Origin of the sequence: Stenotrophomonas sp. ATs4, assembly GCF_051861585.1 — a bacterium.
Classification (GTDB): domain Bacteria; phylum Pseudomonadota; class Gammaproteobacteria; order Xanthomonadales; family Xanthomonadaceae; genus Stenotrophomonas; species Stenotrophomonas maltophilia_AS.
The window spans coordinates 488244-505687 of sequence record NZ_JBLYPK010000001.1; the positions used below are offsets into that span (position 1 = coordinate 488244).

General features: G+C 66.8%; 17 protein-coding genes. 1 reads left to right on the forward strand and 16 read right to left on the reverse strand.

Annotated features, from left to right (window positions below):
* Positions 1-181 precede the first annotated feature (181 nt).
* The 4 genes from ABR323_RS02400 to ABR323_RS02415 all read right to left on the reverse strand — a co-directional run bounded on the left by ABR323_RS02400 (position 182) and on the right by ABR323_RS02415 (position 5220).
* The gene (locus tag ABR323_RS02400) at positions 182-1219 is read right to left on the reverse strand and encodes a fimbrial protein (RefSeq protein ID WP_135272271.1); all 1038 of its coding nucleotides are present in this window, start codon (positions 1217-1219) and stop codon (positions 182-184) included.
* Positions 1210-3774 (reverse strand): fimbria/pilus outer membrane usher protein, encoded by a 2565-nt coding sequence (locus ABR323_RS02405; protein ID WP_439448171.1) that lies wholly within the window; start codon positions 3772-3774, stop codon positions 1210-1212. Before ABR323_RS02405 ends, ABR323_RS02400 begins: the two co-directional genes overlap by 10 nt.
* A 92-nt stretch (positions 3775-3866) precedes the next feature.
* Positions 3867-4595, reverse strand: coding sequence for a fimbrial biogenesis chaperone (locus ABR323_RS02410; RefSeq protein WP_135272270.1), 729 nt, complete (start codon positions 4593-4595; stop codon positions 3867-3869).
* Between the two features lie 85 nt (positions 4596-4680).
* Positions 4681-5220 carry a fimbrial protein gene (locus ABR323_RS02415; protein WP_004143031.1) on the reverse strand — a complete coding sequence of 180 codons (540 nt, stop codon included), beginning with the start codon at positions 5218-5220 and terminating at the stop codon, positions 4681-4683.
* Positions 5221-5679: 459 nt separating this feature from the next.
* Here ABR323_RS02415 and ABR323_RS02420 point away from each other — a divergent pair, with 459 nt between their 5' ends.
* On the forward strand, positions 5680-6045 hold the full coding sequence (locus ABR323_RS02420; protein WP_135272269.1) for a hypothetical protein: 366 nt from the start codon (positions 5680-5682) through the stop codon (positions 6043-6045).
* Between the two features lie 16 nt (positions 6046-6061).
* Here the strand turns inward: ABR323_RS02420 and pncB are convergent, their stop codons facing one another.
* From pncB to gspG, 12 genes are all read right to left on the reverse strand, one after another.
* Positions 6062-7243, reverse strand: coding sequence for a nicotinate phosphoribosyltransferase (pncB, locus tag ABR323_RS02425; protein ID WP_135272268.1), 1182 nt, complete (start codon positions 7241-7243; stop codon positions 6062-6064).
* Between the two features lie 109 nt (positions 7244-7352).
* Positions 7353-8192, reverse strand: a complete 840-nt coding sequence (locus ABR323_RS02430; protein ID WP_135272267.1) for a glycosyltransferase family 2 protein — start codon at positions 8190-8192, stop codon at positions 7353-7355.
* Positions 8189-9043 (reverse strand): glycosyltransferase family 2 protein, encoded by an 855-nt coding sequence (locus ABR323_RS02435; RefSeq protein WP_439448061.1) that lies wholly within the window; start codon positions 9041-9043, stop codon positions 8189-8191. The genes ABR323_RS02430 and ABR323_RS02435 overlap by 4 nt, the downstream gene beginning before the upstream one ends.
* Positions 9044-9718: 675 nt before the next feature.
* Complete coding sequence (gspD, locus tag ABR323_RS02440; protein WP_439448062.1) at positions 9719-11926, reverse strand: type II secretion system secretin GspD; 2208 nt, start codon at positions 11924-11926, stop codon at positions 9719-9721.
* A 9-nt stretch (positions 11927-11935) separates the two neighbouring features.
* On the reverse strand, positions 11936-12730 hold the full coding sequence (locus ABR323_RS02445; RefSeq protein WP_439448063.1) for a hypothetical protein: 795 nt from the start codon (positions 12728-12730) through the stop codon (positions 11936-11938).
* The gene (gene gspM / locus ABR323_RS02450; RefSeq protein WP_439448064.1) at positions 12720-13445 is read right to left on the reverse strand and encodes a type II secretion system protein GspM; all 726 of its coding nucleotides are present in this window, start codon (positions 13443-13445) and stop codon (positions 12720-12722) included. The genes ABR323_RS02445 and gspM overlap by 11 nt, the downstream gene beginning before the upstream one ends.
* On the reverse strand, positions 13420-14565 hold the full coding sequence (locus ABR323_RS02455; protein ID WP_439448065.1) for a PilN domain-containing protein: 1146 nt from the start codon (positions 14563-14565) through the stop codon (positions 13420-13422). Before ABR323_RS02455 ends, gspM begins: the two co-directional genes overlap by 26 nt.
* Entirely contained in the window at positions 14562-15425 is an 864-nt protein-coding gene (locus ABR323_RS02460; protein WP_439448066.1) for a general secretion pathway protein GspK, read from the reverse strand. The genes ABR323_RS02455 and ABR323_RS02460 overlap by 4 nt, the downstream gene beginning before the upstream one ends.
* Positions 15422-16054: a type II secretion system protein J gene (locus ABR323_RS02465; protein ID WP_135272259.1), complete on the reverse strand. Its 633-nt coding sequence runs from the start codon at positions 16052-16054 to the stop codon at positions 15422-15424. The genes ABR323_RS02460 and ABR323_RS02465 overlap by 4 nt, the downstream gene beginning before the upstream one ends.
* Positions 16051-16470, reverse strand: a complete 420-nt coding sequence (gene xpsI, locus ABR323_RS02470; protein WP_135272258.1) for a type II secretion system protein XpsI — start codon at positions 16468-16470, stop codon at positions 16051-16053. The genes ABR323_RS02465 and xpsI overlap by 4 nt, the downstream gene beginning before the upstream one ends.
* Positions 16467-16961 carry a type II secretion system protein XpsH gene (xpsH, locus tag ABR323_RS02475; RefSeq protein ID WP_439448067.1) on the reverse strand — a complete coding sequence of 165 codons (495 nt, stop codon included), beginning with the start codon at positions 16959-16961 and terminating at the stop codon, positions 16467-16469. The genes xpsI and xpsH overlap by 4 nt, the downstream gene beginning before the upstream one ends.
* A 6-nt stretch (positions 16962-16967) precedes the next feature.
* The gene (gspG, locus tag ABR323_RS02480) at positions 16968-17411 is read right to left on the reverse strand and encodes a type II secretion system major pseudopilin GspG (RefSeq protein WP_004142831.1); all 444 of its coding nucleotides are present in this window, start codon (positions 17409-17411) and stop codon (positions 16968-16970) included.
* Positions 17412-17444 lie beyond the last annotated feature (33 nt).

Here is a 17444-nt window from a genome sequence, read left to right on the forward strand (position 1 = left end):
AGGCAGGAGACGGTCACCTCATGAGGAAACTCCAAATTCGCGACATACATCACATTCATGTGGTTGTACGTGCGTCGTGGCACTGATCTTCATCGTTGGAAGATCAAGACGCAGTCAACGCCGCCTGCGGAACAGGCGACATTGCGGCGGAACCTAGCGATGGCGACGGCCTGGGGCCGCCTTACTCGTACTGGATGGTGAACGTCGCCTGGCCATTTGCGACACCGGCACCTACGGTACCGGCCTGGGTCTGCACATAGCGGGCGCGCAGCGGCAGGGCCATGACACTGGTGCCCGGAGCGGTGGTGCCCACGTTGACGGTCTGGCCGAAACGCACTTCACGCTCGGTGCTGCCATCACGCTGGACCATCTGGATGCCGATGCGGGTGGCACTGTTGGTGGCCGCGCTGAGCTTCAGCACGCCCGGCATGTTCGAGCTGTCCTGGTCGGCGTCGAGGCGGATGCCGATCTTGCTCTGGTAGGCGGCAACGTTGCTGCCCTGGCAGTTCAGGCGGATCTCGAAGTCACGGTCGACCGCACGCGAACCAACGCCGGTGAAGGTGGTGTTGGGCACGCTGCCGAAATCGACGGCGATGTTGCGGCTGCCGGCCTGCACTTCGCAGGTCGGGCTGACCACGGTGGTACCCGAGCCCCTGAACGTCGAGGTCAACACCGGGCGGCTGGGGCCATCACCATCGAAGTAGTAGGTGGTGAAGCGGCCATTGGGTGCGATCACACCCGAACCGGTCTGCGCCGCGGTCTTGATCAGCTGGATGCGGAACTGGCCGCCGATCAGCGAGATGGTCGCGTTGGCGGCGAAATTGATGGAGTGCGGGTAATAGGTCTGGATCGCGCCGGAGTCGCGGAACAGGCGGATGCCCACACCGGCGACGCCGGTCTCGTAGACGTTGGCAAACCCGGCCACCGGTCGCTTCTGCGGTGCGTTGACGTACTCACCGGTGGAGTAGCCGCCGTACCAGTAGTCACAGCGCGCAACGCTGTTCTGCTGGTTGATCGGCACGCTGATTTCCTTGATCACGCCACCTACCGGCGTGCTGGGCAGGATCACGATCTGACCCATGTCCATCTGCACGTCCTGCGCAACGAATCCGTTGATCTGGATACGGCACGCCGCACTGGCCTGCTGCGCCAGCAGCACGCCACCGAGCATGGCCATCGCGGCCAGCACCTTGCGGCCACGGGAAGAAATCATCGGCATGCTGCCTCCAGCGGGATGAAGCCGGTCTTGGACGCATCGGCGCCCGCCGGTACCTGGTAATCAATGGTACAGCGCTGGTCGGCACCGGCGCCCCACTCGACCTGCAACTGGCCCTGGTTCTTTTCACTGCGCACGTACAGGCGACCACCCTGGCTGACCATGCCCACCGGCTGGCCCTGCTCATCCTTGACCTGCGCACCGAACGGCAGGGTGCGGCCATCGGTGTTGCGGACCTGGATCAGCAGCGCGTTACCCTTGCGGGTATCGAAGCGCAGGTAGCTGATCGCACCGGCAAACGGCGCCACCGACTGGCTGGTGCTTTCCAGCTCGACGTCGTGGGCCATGCCCTGCGGGTCGAGGGTGACGGTGTTGAGGCGGTACGGCGACACGTACGGGACCACCGCATAGCCGCGGCCATCGACACGCAGGCCCGGGGCGTTGCTGACGATCGCATCGCGTGCGCCCGGTGCTTCCACCAGCACCATGGTGTCGCCACGCTGCGGGGTGAAGGTGAAGCCGCCCGGATGCACCACCACGCTGCCGTTGGCGCCGACCGAAGCCTGGCGGAAATCGCGCGAGTGGCTGTAGGTGGCATTCAACGCTGTGTAGCGGCTGCGGTATTCGGCGTTGCCGACCGCGGTGGTACCACCCTCGCGGGAATCGGACAGCGCAGCACCGTAGCTGAAGTTGTTGTCGACGCCGGCCGAACCGGTGATGCCGACGCGGCTGTTGTCGTAGCCACCGCGATCGCGCACGCCGACATCGGCGCTGAACGACACCGGGTGGGTACCACGGCCCAGCGGCACGCTCATCGACAGCAGGTACTGGGTGTCGGAACGGCCGAGCACGCCCTCTTCGGTACGCAGCGCCGAGAAGCCGTAGTTCACCGAACGCCAGGCGTTGTTGTAGCCCACCTGGTACTGCTTGGAGGTGCCCGGGCGATCGTAGAAGTCACGCACCGAGCCGGTCACGTACAGTGCGCCGCCGCGACGGCCCAGCGGCTGGTTCAGGGTTACCTGGAACTGGCTGCGCTGGCGGCCGCGGGTGGTCGGATCGATGCCGCGCTTGTCCGAGTCACGGCCATACAGCGCGTCCTGCAGGCTGTAGAAGCCTTCGGTCGAATAGCGGTAGGCGGCCAGGGTCAGGTTGGTCCCGGTCTCGCCGATCATGTTGCTGTAGCTCAAGCGCACGCTGGCACCGGTGTGGTTGCCGTAGTGGTCGAACGTCGTACGAGCGTGGGTGACGTCGGCAGCGAACGCGCCGACCGGCGTGGACAGGCCAACGCCGTACAGCAGCGACAGGTAGCCGTCGCTCAGTGCACTGCCGCCGTACAGGGTCAGCTGGTTGCCGATACCACGCTGGTAGGTGCCCTGCACCAGCCACGGCTCATCGGCCAGCAGCTTGTTGCGCACCTGGCCGGCGGTCAGCGCGTAGCGCGACACGCCTTCGCGCAGCATCTGCGGCACCGAACCGAACGGCACCTTGAATTCGCGGCGGCGGCCATCGGCCTCGATCACGCTCACTTCCAGATCGCCACCGTAGCCGGTCGGGTACAGGTCGTCGATGACGAAGCTGCCCGGCGACACGGTCGAGGAGTAGATCAACTGCTGGTTCTGGCGCACTTCCACGCGCGCATTGGTTTCGGCGATGCCGCGCACGATCGGTGCGTAACCGCGCAGCGAGTCGGGCAGCATGCGGTCGTCGCTGGCCAGGCTGGCACCGCGATAGCCGATCGAATCAAACAGTTCACCGGTGGTGTAGGCCTCACCGATGGTGAGCATGCCGCGCACCTGCGGAATGCCGCGCTGCGCATAGGTGGCGATGCTCTGCCAATGGCGGCCGTCACCCTCGGACCAGGTCAGGTTCGAATCGTGGCGGAACTGCCAGCCACCCAGGTTCAGGCCGGCATTCAGGCCGAGGTAGGCACTGCGGTTGCGCTGGCCACCTTCGACACGGCTGTCGCTGTTGATCGCATTGAAGCTGTAGCCAACGAAGCCGGCATTGATACCGCGGTCCCACAGCGCCGGGTTGACGTAGCCGCGCGCCTCGCGACGCAGGAACACCTGCGGAATGCTGAGGTCGTAGCGCAGATTACCACTGTCGTAGACACCATAGGCGTTGGTCATGCGCTGCTGGACCGGCACGCAGGTGGTCTTGTCGGCCGGAACCGACGGGTCCTGCTGCAGCAGCACGGCCTCGCTGTCCACGCCCATTTCTTCCAGCATCGGCAGCGGCAGGCAGGCGTCGACGCGGCCCTGCGCATCGGCCTTGAACTGCAGATCGCGACGGCCCTGCCAGGCACCGTTGACGTAGACGTCGACACGGTAGTTGCCAGCCACCATCGGGTTGCCGTTGCTGAAGGCCGCCAGATCGACCTGCTTGGCCTGGCCAGACAGGAAGCTGGAGTTGAACTGGGCCGACTCCGGTGCACGCGCATTGGCCGCACCACTCTGCGCCATCAGCGCCTGTTCGCCGAGATTGGCCGGGGCAGCCAGCGCCCATCCTGGGCAGGCTACGCCAGCAACCAACAGGCAAAGCGCCTGATGGATCGACAATGTCAATCTGTTTCCGATCACACTGACATTCCTTCAATTCGCCGCACGGCGGCGGTGGCGGGATGCGCAGGCCATGGGCCGGCGCGGCGCGTTCAGCCCCCGGTGCTGCCGAGGCGGATGGTGTGTTCCACCCGGCCGCCGTAGTCGTTGATGGTGATGAAGCGGACCTGGTTGGTGCCCGCCGGTACGGCGTACTCCAGGCTCTGCTTCGGCGCGACCATCGCGCCCTTGTCCTCGACGGCCTTTTCACTGCTGCCGGTCACGGCATGCACTTCAGCCAGGGTGACGTGGAAGGGGCTGGGGTTCTCCACCCGCAGGCGGTCGCCATTGCGGGTCCAGCGCAGTGCTGCCGGTGCGTCGTTGGCGACGCCCTTCAGGCCCTGCGGCCGGTAGAAAAGCTTCAGGCGCGAACGAAACGCGACCTGCAGGTAATTCTGTTCGCCACTGTCGGCGCTGTCCGGCGACGGCGGCACATCCAGCACGTTGAGCCAGAACACCGACTCGCGGTCGGCCGGCAGCTGCGCGCCAGAGAAAATCAGTCGCAGCGCCTGGCTGCGGCCCGGTTCGACGCGCGCGATGGGCGGCGTCAGCACGAACGGGGCATCGCTGGTATCGGCAGTCTGGTTGGCGTCGCCACTGTCGATCCAGGCCTGCACCAGCGCCGGCGAATCGCCCACGTTGTCGACCTGCACGGTGACTTCGCGCGCCTGCGCCGGGTAGATCACTCGCGTGCCATTGACCACCACGCCAGCCAGTGCGTCCTGGCAGAAGGGCAGCGTGAACGCTGCCAGCAGCAGCGCCCGGGGAAAGAGTGCTTTCATCGGAAATACTACGCTCGAGGTGTGTGGCCAGAGGCCGCGGAGCATTGGCCGGCGCGTACGCCGGCCAATGCAGGTACGGCTACGATCAGTTGTAGATGATCGTGTACTTGACGCTGCTGGTGACGTCGCCCGGGGTGGCGGCGGCAGTGGCGTAGTACTCAGCGTAGTAGCTCAGGTCGGCCGAGCCGTCGGTGCCGACGGTGACCCACTGCGAGTTGGTCTGGGCCAGGCCAGCGCCGGCTGCCTTGATCGGCAGGACCTGGTTGTTGGAACCCAGCAGCTGCAGCTGCACGTTGGTGGCAGCGTTGGCCGAAGCCTGGTTCAGCAGGCGGCCGGTGTTGAAGTCAACGGTCGAACCCGGCTCGAAGTAGGTCGCGACGTTGCCGGCGCTGCACTTGGTCAGGTTGATCGCGAACGGGGTACGGCCCGCAACGGCACCGGCGTTGGCCAGGGTGTTCTTGGACACGGTCGGCAGGTTGACGGCGAAGTCCTTGCCGCCCGGGGTCGAGATGGTGCAGGTCTTGTCGGTCACCTTGCCATTGAAGGTGATGGTGCCGTCGGCGGCGTTGGCGGCCAGCGGAGCGGCGGCCAGCATCACAGCGGCGATGAGATTGATCTTGTGCATTCGCTTTTACCTAACCCTACTGAAGAGATGAGAAGTAGAGGAGGAAGCAAGGAGCACTGCCGGGCTATCAAGACCCATCCTTGCGTCTCACCTGTGGCCGGACTCGGACATACCTTCCCCTGAATCCGTGACGCAAGTATAGGCACAACTGTGATGAAAGTCACATTATTTTTCTGAACGACGGTTTATTGACGCCCTAAATGTGACGTGATAGGCGAAATTGCCTTCCAGGGAGCGTGGGAGAGTTGACGGTGGACCGAACTGGTCACAAACGACCGTAGATGACGCATCAGGTGGCGCGTTCGGCATGCGCGGAAGCGGGCTTTTTTCAGCTGGAAATCGCCTTATTTGATGCGCATCACTCTTTCTTGGTGATGGCCCTAGCAGATTCGAAATCGTCCTATTAAAGGCGGATCGAAGCTGTCGCTAACTAGGACACACCGAACCAGAGAACGTGTCATGAGGAACTCCATCCTGCTGTGTGTGGCCCTGATGTCCATCAGTGCGCTGGCCCAGGCCAGCAGCGGCAGCATCCGTTTCAGCGGTCGCATCGCTGAGCCGGGCTGCACGACGAACCTTTCCCAGGGCGAACTGAGCCTGGCGGCCTGCCCGCCGTCGGCCAAGGGCTCGACGGTGGCCGTGACGGCTCTCGCCGATGGCCAGGCCGCGACGCTGCGCGACGGCAAGCGCCAGGGCCAGAAGCTGTCGGTGTCGGCCAGCGCATTGCGCGCCGGCGATATCGCCTTCTCCGAGCGCTACAGCGTGCAGGCCTCGAAGCAGCAGCCGCTGCAGGGTGCCTACCTGGTGGTGGTCGACTACCTGTAAGACCTGCAGGCCGGCGTCATTCCGGCTGCGGCAGCTCGAAGACCTGGCGCAGATAGGCCAGGTAACCCGGGTCGTCGCACATGCTCTTGCCCGGCGAGTCGCTGAGCTTGGCGACGGGCTGGCCGTTGCAGCGGACCATCTTGATGACGATGTTGAGCGGCGTCGGACCCAGATCATTGGTCAGATGGGTGCCGACGCCGAAGGCGACCTGGCAGCGACCACGGAAGTAGTCGTACAGGCGCATCACCTTGACGATGTCGAGGCCATCGCTGAAGACCAGCACCTTGCTGCGTGGATCGACCCGGCGCTGCTGGAAATGCGCCAGCATGCGGTCACCCCAGTCGAACGGGTCGCCCGAGTCGTGGCGCACCCCGTCGAACAGCTTGCAGAAGTACATGTCGAAGTCGCGCAGGAACGCGTCCAGGCCAACCACATCGGACAGCGCGATGCCGAGGTCACCGCGGTACTCGCGCGCCCATGATTCCAGTGCCGCCACCTGCGAATCACGCAGTCGAGGGCCCAGCGCCTGGAATGCCTGCAGGTATTCGTGGGCCATGGTGCCGTGCGGGGTCATGCCGTACAGACGGGCAAAGTGCACGTTGCTGGTGCCGACCAGCTGCGGCCCGAGCGCATCACGCAGCAACGGCAGCAGGCGGGCATGCCAGTCACGCGAGTAACGGCGGCGGCTGCCGTAGTCGGCAATGCGGCACTGCTCGAAGCCAGGAGTATCGCGCAGCAGCGCGGCCTTGGCCTGCAGGCGGCGCTCGCCTTCGGCGAAGTCGGCGGTGGTGGTGTTGCGGAACCAGACCTCGTTGATGATCGCCAGCAGCGGCACTTCAAACAGAATGGTATGCAGCCACGGGCCGGTGATGTCCAGTTCAATCTCGCCGGGCACGGTCTTCGACGCGCGCAGCTGGATGTACTTGCGATCCAGATGGAACAGGCCGAGGAAGTCGGCGAAGTCCGGCTTCACGAAGCGCAGGCCACGCATGTAGTCCAGCTCCGCGTCGCTGAAGCGCAGGCTGCACAGGTGGTCGATCTCTTCGTCGATCTGGTCGATGTAATGGGCCAGGTCGATGCCGGGGGTGCGGCACTTGAACCGGTACTGCACCTGGGCGCCGGGATGCTGGTGGAGCACCGCCTGCATCATGGTGAACTTGTACAGGTCGGTGTCGAGCAGGGACTGGATGATAGGCATGGGGCGGATTATGCGCCCGGCAGAGTGAACCGGGGTGCCTGCGGCCACGCTCGGCTCTACGGGCAACAACAGGAGTAGATCCACGCCATGCGTGGATGCCCTTTCAGCGCTACAAGGATCTGCGCAGCAACCTCGGCACCAGCATCAGAGCATGCGCCCAGATCGCGCCCCACACGGCTACCCGCACCGGCAGCGAACGCTGGTTCGCCTCGAACTTCTGGAAGTAGCGCCACAGCCCCTTGTGCTTGTGCCATTCAACGAAGAACGGCCGTGAGCGGCTTGAGACGCCGCGCACGTGGGTGACCTGCAGATCGTTGGCAATGGCGACTACCGCGCCGGCCTCGCGGGCGCGCCTGCACAGGTCCAGGTCTTCGGCGTGCAGGCGATACCCGGCGTCCCAGCCGCCGATACGGTCGAACAGCGCGCGCTGCATCATCAGCAGGGCACCGGACAGCACGGGTACCCGCTGCAAGGCCTGCTGCGGGTCTCGTGGAACGGCCAGCTTCGCGCCCGTGCCGGGCGAGCGCAGCATCAACAGGAAATCCGGGTCGCGGCGGCGCACCGCCTCATCGGCATGTCCCTGCTCATCCACCTGTTCGACACCCAGCAGGCAATCGCCCAGTATTTCCGCGCGGCTGCGCAGTGCGGCCAATGTTTCTGGCTCGACCATCAGGTCCGGGTTGATGAAGGCCAGCCATGGGCTGTGCGAGTCGGCCACGCCCTGGTTGTTGGCGGCGGCGAAGCCGGGATTGTCCGGGTTGCCGATGAAGCGTACGCGTGGGTCATGACTGGCATGCCGCTGCACGATTTCCAACGTGCCATCCACCGAGCCATTGTCGATCACCCGGATCTCGGCCACGTCCTGCGCTTGGCGCAGCCGCGAGAGACAGGCATCGATGGTGCTGCCGCTCTGGTACGTGACGACGATGGCGGCAATGGCAACATTCAAGCGGGAGGCTCCGGCGCAGATGACGGGACGAACAGGTCACCCTGCTCGGCCGGCATTATCGCCTGCCGCATGCGCTGCTGCAGATCGGCGCGCAGCCCGTGCAGCGGATCGTGCATCAGGAAGTCGGCCAGCCGCGGCACCCAGGCCGGCCAGCGCGCGGCCAGGGCCTCGAGATCGCCATCACGGCTGATCGCCTCCCCTGCCCGGCTGACGAAGGCGGTCTCGCACAGCACGTTGCGCCAACCGAGGCCGGCCATGCGCAGGCTCAGGTCGACCAGCGCCGCATTCCAGCCGGCGTAGCTGTCCACGTCGAGACCGCCGGCACGACGGCGCGCGTTGCCGCGCACCAGCACCGCGTGGGTCACCGCTGACGGCAGTTCCGGATGCAACGTTGGCAGGCTGGCACAGGTCTGCGCCAGCAGCGCAGGATCCTCGGGCTCGGGATTGATCTCGCCCAGCCGCGGCCACGCGGCAGTTTCGCCGGCATTGCACCATGGGGTTGCGGTGGCGATGGCGGCATCGCGGGCGAAGGCGGCCTGCAGCTGCTGCAACCAGCCGGGTGCGGGCACGCTGTCCGGCGCGAGCACGGCCACGTCCAGGCCCTCGCAGGCACGCAACATCTCATCCAGATGGGCCACCTCGCCCAATGGCCGCGCGCGCCGGGTGTACTCGGCCTGCAACGGCGTATGCGCCAACCAGTGTTCCACCACCGCCTGCGCGCGCGGGCCGGTCTGCGCATCGTCGGCCAGCCAGACCGCGGTTCCCGGCGCGGTGCCGGCGTCCAGCGCGGCCAGGCAGCGGTCGAGCGCGGCATCGTCCACGCACAGCGGCAACAACACGATCGCCCCCATCCCGCCTCCGTGGTTGTCGGTGGCAACAGCCTAGCACTGGGAGGGTATCGGCCGGGTTGCACCCGGCACCCGCGGTAGTGCCGGCCGCTGGCCGGCAACGGCAACAGCCGAAGCAGAAGCTGGATTTCTGGGGATGGCGGGGTGGGTCCGGTTGCGGGGGACGCCGTAAACCCCCAGGCCGGCCCGGCCGCTGGCGGCTGTGCGTTCGGGCGCTTGCGAAGCAGTGCTTCGCAAGCAAAGCGCCCTCACCCATGGGGGCTTGGCCGCGGCATCCATGCCGCGGACACCCCCGCAACCGGACCCACCCCGCCTTCGACAGTTTCTCGCGACCTGCAGTAGATCCACGCCATGCGTGGATGCTCTTCGTTCCATTGTCGAAATATTCGATTTCGATGGAGATTCATCCACGCATGGCGTGGATCTACCGTGTCGACCAAGGTCGACACCTACCAACAGCCGCAGGAATCTGTCAGAGGTGGGGCGGTGTGGGTTGGCAGGACCGTTGGCGCCATGGATGGCGCCATCGAGCCCCCAAGGACGGGTTTACGGCGTGTCCTGCCAACCCACACCGCCCCGCCCCCCCTCAGTAAACCCGCTGTTGCTGTTGCTGTTGCTGTTGCTGTTGCTCCAGCTCTGGCCTCTGCGGGTGCCGGGCGCAGCCCGGCCGAAAACCCCTTACTTCTTTGCGCGCGGCTGGTTCAGCGGTTCCATCGCGCGGAAACGCTGGCTGTACTCGTCGGTCAGATTGCGTGCTTCCTGGCTGTTGCGCACGATGCTCGGCGTCAACAGCACGATCACCTCCGAACGACGGCTGTTGCGGCTCTTCTGCCCGAACAGCGCACCGACCACCGGAATCCGGCTCAGGCCTGGAATGCCGCTGCTGCCGTCGGTGGCCGAGTCGGTGATCAGGCCCGCCAGCATGATGGTATCGCCGCTCTGAACCGCCGCTTCAGTCGACAGCTTCTTGGTGGAGATGCGCGGGTTGCAGTTGCGCTCGGTCGGGTTGCAGTTCTCGGGCACATCCGAGGCGCTGCTCACTTCCTGCACGATGTCGAGGAACACCGTGCCGTCGCGGGTCACGCGCGGGCGCACCTTCAGGATCACGCCGGTGTCGATGTACTGCACCGAGCTGTAGCTGCTGGTGCCAATGCCGGTGTTCACCGTGGTGGTGTTGATCGGCACCTTGTCGCCCACGTTGAGGGTGGCCTCGGCGTTGTTGCGCACGAATACCGAAGGGGTCTGCAGCAGGCGAACATCGGTGACCTTGTCCAGCGCGCTCACCACTGCCGCACCGTTGTGGCCGGTGAACGCCCAGCCAAGGCCTTCGCTACCGGTCACGGCACCAGCGAAGCTGCTCCAGGAACCGCCAGCGGCGGCCGGCAGGGTCGCTCCCCCCAGGGCGCTGGTCAGCTTCTGCCCCAGCACCGCATTGTCGAAGAACCAGTTCACGCCGTACTTCAGGTCGCCGGTGAGCGAGACTTCGGCCACCTGCGCTTCGATGTGCACCTGCAGCGGCATCACGTCCAGCTTCTCGATCACTTCGCGGATCGAACGCCACGCCTGCGGGGTCGAGCGCACCAGCAGGGTGTTGGTCTCCTCCACCGCCGACACGCCGACGCGGTCGCCCTCCACTTCGAGGCTGACGCTGACGTTGCCCGACTGGCGCTGCGGCAGGTTCATGCCGCCACCACCGCTGCCACTGCCGCTTGAGCTGCTGCCCGGGGTCGAACCAAAACTGCTGCTGTTGTTGCCGTCCATGCCGCGGTCGCCATCGCTGCCCAGCTGCGACGGGATCGCACCCGGCGCCAATGAGCCGGGGCTGGAGCCACCGCGGTTGCCGCTGCTGGCGAAGGCTTCGCTGAGTCGCTCGGCGAGGTCGCGTGCCTTGATGTAGCGCAGCTCGTGGGAGAACAACCGGGCGCTGCCACCCGCAGTGTCGATGCGGTCCAGCCATTGCTGGATCTGGTCCAGGTAACGCACCTGCGGGGTAATCACCAGCACCGCGTTGGCGTTCTCCAGCGGCAGGAAGCGGAACATGCCGGCGCTGGGGGTCTTGCTCTCCTCGCCGAACACCTTCTCCAGATCGGCCGCGACCTGCTCGGCCTTGCCCGACTGGATCGGGAACACGCCCACCGACATGCCCGACAGCCAGTCGACGTCGAAGATCTCGACGGTGCGCATGTAGTTTTCCAGCTCCGCGCGGGTGCCACCCAGGGTGATCACATTGCGGCCGCTGTCGACGTTGACGATGGCATTGGGCCGCGCATACGGCTCCAGCACCTTCTTCATCTCGGTGGCGGAGATGAACTGCAGCGGGATCACCCGCACTTCGAAGCCACGCGCACTGGCGGCCGGGGCCGTGCTCGGTGCGACCGTACCCGCCAATGCCTGGTCGGCAGCGACGATGTTGTAGCGACCACCGCTGTACACCATGCGTGCGTTGTTCCAGCCCAGCACCATTTCCAGCAGATTCAGTGCCTGCGCCGGCGATACCGGCTTCGGCGTGGCCAGAGTGACCGTGCCCTGCACGCCCGGTGCGATCACGTAGTTCTGCCCGAGCATGTCGCCGAGGATGGCCTTGACCACCGCATGCACCGATTCGCCCTCGAAGTTGAAGGTCGCCTCGCCGGTGCTGGCGCTGTGCAGTGCCGGCGCCGGCGCACGCGCTGCTTCGCGGTTGATCATGGTGCCGGTGCCGCGGCGGATCACCGCCTGAGGCGCGCCTTGAGCGTCACGGGCGGCATCGGCAGCCACTTCCGTCGCTTGGCCGGCATCGGTCGTGGACGACAGGTTGCCTTTGCGTTGCACGTGCGGCGCGGACACCGTGCTGCAGCCAACCAGCAGCGCGAGGGCAAAGGACCAGGGAAGGAAACGCAGGTTCATGCATTCACTCTATCGGTTGGTGCCATCGCCCGGGGGCGGCGACGGTTGTTGCTGCTGCTGTTGCTGCAGCTGGCGGCGGCGGGCCTGGATGCGTTCGCGGATGGCCTGCATCTGCGCTTCGCTGGGGCCGTTGGTGTTGGCGGGAGGCGTGGCGGCAGCCGGTGCAGCCACGGTGGCGGCAGCGCCACCTGGCGCCTGCTGTGCTGTTGCTGCGGCGGCCGGCGGTGGCGGCGGCGGAGCCCCTGCCGGAGGCGGCACGACGATCGCACCTGCCGGCGGCGCTCCATTGGCGCCGCGCAGCACGGTCGGCGGCTCGCCGCCCTGCCCGTTGAATACCGCCAGTTCCAGCACCTGGTTGCCACCGGGACCGATCACGGTGGCCTGGCGCGGCTGCAGTGCCACCAGCTGCCATCCATCCACGGCTTCGCCATTGAGGCGCAGGCGCAGTGAGCGGTTCTGTTCGGTGGTGAAGGTGGCCATGCCGAAATCGCCGGTCAGCAGCACGCCGGTCAAGCGCAATGCAGCGCTGGCGGCAGGTTCGCTGCCACCGAGCAGGTAGGGCTTCGGCTTGCGGTCCTCGGCGAACAACGGACGCTCGCCGATCGCGCTGTAGCTTTCAGCACTGGCCATGCGTTCGGCAGCCAGCGGCGGCAGGCCCGGCAGCGTTGGCGCTGCGTCGGCACCGCCATCGCCGCCCGGCAACTGGCTGCCCAGACCGAAGCCGGTAGCCAGCCAGACCGCTGCCGCCCAGCCTGCCAATGCCAGCAGGAAGCCGGTACGCAGACTGATCTGCTCAAGTTTCATCGGCCACCTCCTGACCCTCTACCGGCGCGGCCGGTACGGAGGCGGGTGCGGGTGCAGGTACGACCGAGGGCGGTTGCGGCGTAACGGCCGGTTCGGCGGCAGGTGCCGGTGCAGCGCCATCGGCCGCAGCACCGGGCAGCAGGTAGCCGGCCAGTTCGAACGACACGTCCAGGCCAAGCCCGGATTCGTTCGGCGATTGCTGGAAACGCTGTGCGATCAGGTTGAGGTTGTCGACGAACAGACGCGGGCTGCCGGTTTCCAGGCTGTGCAGCACCGTGGCCAGTTCGGCCACACCGCAACGCAGCCGTACCTGCATGGCGACGCGGACGAACTCGGCGTCGCGGCGGTTGTCGGTCAGCGGGGTGCGGTTGCTGATGGTGCAGCTGCGGTTGCCCGGACTGGCCATCGCCACGGCATCCTGCAGCTTCGCGCCAAGCGCGGCCGCCGCTGCTTCGGCGGTGGCTTCACGCAGGAAGCCCGGCCGTTGCTGCAGGGCTTCACGGGTGGCACGCAGCCGCTGTTCGATCTGCGGTTGCTGCTGCAGCTGCACCTGCACACGCTGCTCGCGCTCGCGCAGGGCCGCCACGTCGGCATCGATTTCGCGTAGCGGCTGGGTGAACCAGGGATGCACCAGCAACAGGTAGGCCATGCCCAGCACTGCCAGCAGCAGTGCCAGTGCCAGCCAGCGATCACGGCGTGCGCTTGGCATCGGCATCGGCCGCCTCCCGGGTCGGAGCCACGGCCGCCAACGGCTGCAGTTCGGCAGTCATTGTGAAGCGGTCACGGCCACTGGCCGCACCATCGGCCTGCAGCACGCCGGTCAGATTGACCTTGCGCCATTGCGGTGCATCCTGCAGTAGCTGCACCAGCTGCGAGGCCTCGCGGCTGAGCCCGATCAACTGCAGGTTGTTGTTCTCGATGGCCAGCTTTTCCAGGTAGGTGCCCTCCGGCAGGCGCCGGGTCAGTTCATTCCAGATTTCCACCGTGCCTGCACGTTGGCTGCGTTGCTTTTCCAGGAACGCGGCACCGTCGATCAGCGACTGCAGCTGTGCACGCTCACTGGCCACGCCGCGTGCACTGCGCGCGCTGCGCTCAACCTGGGCACGCAGTTCATCGGCGGCGGCACGCCGGTTGTCCAGCAGCTGCAGGGCGGCCAGCACCAGCATCACCAGTGCCGCCAGGGCCAACAGCAGGTTCCAGCGCCGCATCGGGTCCGGTCGCAGCTGGCGCTGCGCAGGCGGCAGCAGATTCACGTGCAGCGGATCGCCCTGCACATCGATCGCATCGACGGCGGCCAACGTATCGGCCCATTCGCCGACGCTGCCACGCCAGGCCTCGAGCTGGCGCAGCGGCCAGGCGATCAGTTCAACCTGCAACTGGCCTTCAGCGGCGCTGCCCAGTTCGCGCACGTCATAGCTGACCTGGCTGGATTCAAACGGTGTCTGCCGGTCGATCTCGAAACCAACCACCGCGCGCAGGCGGTCGCCGGCCGCAGCCGGCAGGCGAAGATGGCGGCGCAGCACTTCACTGGCCGGCAACAGCCATACCCGCGGCAGGCTGCGCAGGCGCGGCTCCAGCACGCGGTCCAGTTCGGCCGGCGACAGCGGCCACGGCAAGGTTGCTACCGCTTCGCGGCGCTCACCGGCCTCTCGCCAGACCTGCAGGTGGTCACCCTGGCGCTGCAGCAGCAGGCGCGCCTGCGCCCAACCCAGCGCCCACTGCCAACGTGCCGGCACCCACGCCAGCAGCGATTGCCGCCACCAGCGCAGGAAGCGGCCAGCGCCCGGGCCGATCCGACCCTGAACCTGCCGCACACTGTCCTGCCAAGCCGTCATCTTGCTGTCATTCCCTGCTCCCAGCGAAGCACTGTGTAGGACCGCCCGGGAACCCCGCCCGAGCCATTGCGTACCACTGCCTGCAACACCGACCGGCGTCCACTGCCGTCGATGACACGGGACTCGATACTATAGGTGCCACTGCTGCTGGCAAGCGTTGTCGCACCCGCAGCGGTATCGGCATCACGCTCCTGCTGTGCGCGCTGGGCCAGCACGGTGTCGGCATCCAGCCCCAACGCGGTCAGCACCGGCGCACTGGCGAACTGGGGATCCGGGCGTGCCTGGCGGCTGTACAGGGTCAGGTGCGGCAGCATCTTCTGGTACAACGGTCCCGGCAGGCCAAGCACCCGCTGCAGTTCGCCCAGGGTCTCGAAACGCTTGTTGCGCGGGCCATACGGCAACCCGGCTGCGGCATAGTCGGGTGCTTCAGCGCCGCCACCAGGCTGCAGCAGACTGTCCTCGTCGCGCCAGTCGACGATGGCACCGGCCAGCTGCCGCGCGACCCCTTCCTCTTCACCCAACGCCTTGAGAAAGCCCGTCAGCAGGGCCACGTCGGCCAGATTCAGGTTGATCTTGCCGTTCTCGTCCAGCACTTTGATTTCGATGCTGGCGTCATCGAACGTCCAGCGATAGATACGGCCATCGGCCCGCCATGGCGCCCGCTGCGGATCGGCGGACAGGCGCATCAAGGCATATTCCAGGCCCGCCCGTGCACGTTCCTGGCCGCGCGCGTCGTCATCGAGCACCCGCTGCTGAAGGTGCTCGACCCGCGCGCTCAGTGCAAAGACGCCGACCAGCGCAGTCATCAACGCGATCAGCCACAACACCAGCACCAGCGCGGCACCGTCCTGCCGCCTCATCGCGCACCTCCGCTGCCACCGGCACGCGGCGCCACCACCAATACCGGCCAGGGCGCGCCCTTGGCCGGCACGATCTGTACTTCCACCAGCATCGGCAGGCGCCGGGTATCGTCCCAACGCGGCAGCCACTCGGTCACCTGGCCGGTGCTGGCGTCGATGCCTCGATAACGCAGCTGCACCGACTTCAGGCCGTCCACCAGCACTTCCGGTGGACGCGGTGGCGTCTCGGCGATGCGCTCGCCCTCCTGCAGCAGCACCAGGTCCAGCAGCAGGCGCTGCTGACCCGTGCGACCGTCCACCTGCAACGCATGCAGGTAGGGTCCGCCGCGGCCGAGATAGCCAGGCAGATCGGCGGCGAACAGCATGCGCTGCTCCTCGCCCTGGAAGAAGATCGGCTCACGGGTCGGATCGGGCACTTCCAGCGGCGTGCGCAGCGCGCCGGCCAGCTGCCGCCGCAGCAGCGCCTGCACCGCGCGCATGCGCTCGCTCTCGGCGGCGATCTGCTCGCCGCGCTGGCTGACCGCCATCGCCGAACGCACGCTGGCAAATGCCAGTGCCAGGCCAGCGGCCAGCAGCACCGTGGCCAGCATCACCTCGATCAGGGTGAAACCCGCAGCGCGCCGCTTCATCGCGCGCTCTCCAGATCCGGCGGCAACAGGCGCAGGCTGCGCCAGCGCAGTTGTTCACGCTCGCTGTCGCCCCAGCGCACCTGCAGCTGCAGCTCGGCCAGCCAGGGCGCGCCCGGCGACTGTGACTGGACCACGCTACCGGCACGTGGCTCCACCCACGGCTGCACCTGCAGTTCCCAGTGGTAGCGGCCCTGCTCCCAGTCGCCCTGCTGGTGGCCGACCTGCAGGGGCGCGGCGACACCGGCCTCGGCCAGCAGCGACTGCGCATGCAGCACCGCACGCGTGCGCAGCCCGGCCTCACGTACCTGTTTCGCCCCACCGGAGAGGCTGCCCAGCAACAGCGTCAGCGCCAACCCGAGCAGGGCGAAGGCGATGATCACTTCCAGCAGGGTGAAGCCACGCGCACGCCGCTTCATTGCGCCCGCCATGGGCCTGAGCGCACTTCGCCGGTCAACCAGCCAACATCGATGCGCCACTCGGCACCGTCGCGCTGCAGGCGGATGCGGCCACCGCTGGAACCCCCATCGGGATGGAACTCGATCACGCCCTGCCCCGGTGCGGTGGCCAGCTGCGCGGCGCCTTCGAACTGCACCTGCAGCTGCGCGGGCACATCACCCTGGCGTTGATTGGCACCTTCCCAGCGGCGTCGCGCCGGTTCGATCACGAAGCGCTGCGGCTCGCCGCGGGCGATCGCCTGCGCCCGCACCACGCGCAGCTGGTTGGCAATGTCCTTGCCAGCGCTGCGCAATTGTATGCCGGCAAAACCACGTGACAGGCCGGCAGCGGTGATCAGGCCGATCGCTGCGATCAGCGCGATCACCAGCAGCATCTCCAGCAGCGACAAGCCTGCTGCGCGCCTGCCGTGCAGGCGCGGGCGAGGCAGCCGGCGCGGCAGGAAATGCGTCATGCAGGATTACGGCTGGTAACGGATGTCGGCGTCGACGCTGCTGCCGCCGGCCTTGCCATCCTTGCCGAGGCTGATCAGCTCGTAGGGCTGGCCCTCACCCGGCGCACGGTATTCCAGCGCGTGGCCCCACGGGTCGTTCAGGTCAGCCGGCTTGGCATACGGGCCCAGCCAGCCACCGACGCCCGCCGGTGCGGTCACCAGATCGTTGAGCGAGCCGGGCAGCTTGCCGGTATCGATCTGGTAGTTGTCGACCTTGGACGCAACGGTCTGCACCTGCGCCTTGGCGATGTTGGCCTTGCCGCGATCTGCACCGCCCAGCACGCGGCTGGCGACCAGGGTCAGCACCGCACCGATCAGCACGATGACGATGATGATTTCCAGCAGGCTCATGCCCGACTGGTTGCGCGCGGCGGTGAAGGAAAGGCGGATCGGTCGACGGGAAGCAATCATGGTCGGTCCTTTCAGTAACGGGGTTTCGGGGTT